Raw genomic sequence first — 2746 nt, 5'->3', positions numbered from 1 at the left:
GTGCCGATCGCCGCCCAAACCGGGTCGAGGGACGGCTGTGTCTTCGGCCGGTTGTTTGAGTAGAGGTCGTCCAGGCGCGCGAGTTCGCCCATCAGGGCCTTGCGGTCGGCGCCTGGCGCAGTGGCGCCGAGCCGCGTCCGTGGTCGCTGCACGTACCCTTCGCTGGCCTGCGCGACAGTCCAGAGATCCTTCGGCCTCGTCGGCTCGAAGCGGAGGCCATGCAGCGCGCGGCCGTGGAGATTCCGGATATAGACGGGCTTGGCGCCTTCGAACAGCGCGGAGAAGGCCGCTGCCTCTTTGTCCAGCTCGACATTCTCGGCGACATAGGTGGCCCAGGCGGCGCGAACCTCCGGCGTGTCGATCCGGTAATACTTGATGGTGGTCATGCGGCCTCCTGTGCCGGCGGAAGGGTGTCGAACAGCGAGGGCATCGAGATCTCTGCCTCGGCAGCTTGCAGGTGCTTCACGCCGTCGAAGAAGTAGGGTGTGCTCAGCTCGACCGCACGGCCCTGACGCCTGGCCTTGATGGCGCGGAGCGGGACGGTAAACAGGCCGCCGAAAGGGTCGAAGACCAGCTCGCCGCGGTTGCTGAAACGCTCGATGAGGCGATCAACGATGTCGAACTGCAGCGGGCAGATGTGGTTTTCGAGGCCGCGCCGCGTTTGCTCGCCGTTGAGCGTCAGCATCCGGTTCACGTCGTGCCACACGTCCGGGTGATGGCTGCCAGGGGCGAGTGACATGAATGTCGATGGAAGGGCGCCGCGCGCCTCCAAAGCCTCACCGATGCGGACGTGAGACTCGTAGTCGTAGAGGTTGGCCAGGCTGTACTGGGTGAACAGCTTCGCCAGCTTGTCCGGGCCCAGCGCAGCCAGCTCGTCGACCGTGGGCATGCGCTGGCCAGATGACCGCCAGAAGGCATGCGCGTCGACCTGCCAATGGGCACGGGTATACGACTCCTTGTCCTTGCGCACCGGATGATCGGCGTAGCCCTTCGTCCGGTCGGTCTGGGGCTTGTGCAGGAGCACGATGTATTCCGGGCTTCCCACGCCCATTTTCGTGCCGTCCTTGCACTGCTCCGACCAGCCGAGACGATAGGTCTGGTTGTTCTCGCGGACCACGTCAGTCACGACCGTGATCAGGCCCATGTAGTCGAAGCCGTGCGACCGGTAGTGGAAGATCGCCTCAGCGTGAAAGGGGCTTACGGTCGGGACGCCGGCACCGGTTACGGCGCCGAAATCGATGCGATCCTTCACGTGGATCGCGGCAACGCGCCCGGGCTTGAGGATCCGCAGCAGCTCGGCGGACAGGAAGCCCATCTGCGCCCAGAAGTGGGCGTTGTCGTCCGTGTGCCCGAAATCGTTGTAGCTCGGGCTGTACTCGTAGTGGTTCGCAAAGGGGATCGAGGTCACCACCAGGTCAACCGAGTTATCGGCCATGGTGCGTGCTTCGGCAACACAATCGTTGTTCGCCACCAGCCAATCATGGCCGCTCACCTCGATGCGCTCGACACCGATGGAGCGCGACAGCACGTCGGCCATCGCCCCGTGGCTCAGGCCGTATTCCCGAATAATCTCGCTCATCTTTCCCACCATGATGTTGTGTCGGGTCCACTTCGCCTGGAGCGTGGCAAGCACCTCCCGCTCGCTCTCCGCGTAGACGATCCAGATCTCAACCGGAAAGCCCTGTTGGAACCGCTGGAGGCGGTGAAGGGACTGAATGAAGTCGTTGAACTTGAAGCCGATGCCGGCATAAACCGCTTTGTGGCAGTGGCGCTGGAAGTTGCATCCGCTGCCCATGAGGACGGGCTTGCCCGAGAGGCGCTGAATTCGGCCCTCGCTGAAGTCGATGACAGCCTTTTCGCGATCGTCCAGTTCCTGCTCACCGTAGACGCTCACGACGCCAGGGACCGCCGCCGCGATGGCGTGACGCTCGGCTTCGAGGTCATGCCAGATCAGGAAGTGATCCGCGGCGTTCTCCTCGAGGATCCTGCTGACCGCGGCAATGCGTGTGGGCAAGGTGTCGCGCTTCTCGCGCGCAGCATCGCGGAGGCCCATTGCCGCATCCCTGAAAAGGTTCCCCTGGCCATCCCGATCCGCTTCCGCACTGCCGTGGTCGACCGGAACCTCGACGTAGTGAATCGTCAGGGGCGGGAGGTCGTATCCCTCGTCGCTGAAGCCAAGGTCAGACGGCCGTTGCAGGAACAGCGCCCAGGACGCCACCCAGAGCCAGAACTCGCGCTCCTTGTGCGGGTATAGGGTCAGGTTATTCGCCTTCGTGCTGTCCCGCTTGAACCACCGGGTAAGCGCCTGGCCCGTGTCCATCACCCCGAGGAAGCCGGCATAGTGGATCAGCTCCTTGTAGCGGTTCGGCGACGGCGTAGCGGTGGCGACGAAACGGAATCGCACCGCATCGAACAGCGTCAGAAACGTCTGGTAGGTCTTCGACCCGAAGCTGCGCAGCACCGACGCTTCGTCCAGGCTGACGACCACGAAGACATTCGGGTCCAGCTTGCCRTCGCGCACGCTCTCGTAGTTCGTCAGGTAGACGCCGACGAAGGCAGGATCGACCTCGGCCGTGGTGCGGATGAAGCGGGTTTCGATGCCGAGCATGGCGGCGTCGCGGCGGAATTCTTGACGGACGCCGAGAGGAACGACGATCAGACCGGCGCCGCTGGCGTACGCCATGGCCAGCCGAACGACCTCCAACTGCTGCACACTCTTGCCCAGACCGAAGGCTTCGAACAGGGC

Annotated in this window: 2 protein-coding genes; both read right to left on the bottom strand. The window is 63.9% G+C overall.

Annotation, left to right across the window (positions count from 1 at the left end; genetic code table 11):
- The coding region (locus AC1DT2_RS20125) for a hypothetical protein (protein ID WP_477298294.1) at positions 1–386 on the bottom strand (386 nt) is incomplete at its 3' end.
- On the bottom strand, positions 383–2746 hold a 2364-nt coding region (locus AC1DT2_RS20120; RefSeq protein ID WP_477298293.1), incomplete at its 5' end, for a DNA methyltransferase. The genes AC1DT2_RS20120 and AC1DT2_RS20125, both read right to left, overlap by 4 nt.

The organism is Luteibacter sp. P4_E6 (genome assembly GCF_056401535.1).
Note: the sequence above shows the minus strand (reverse complement) of the source record. Positions and strands in the feature narration are given on the sequence as shown.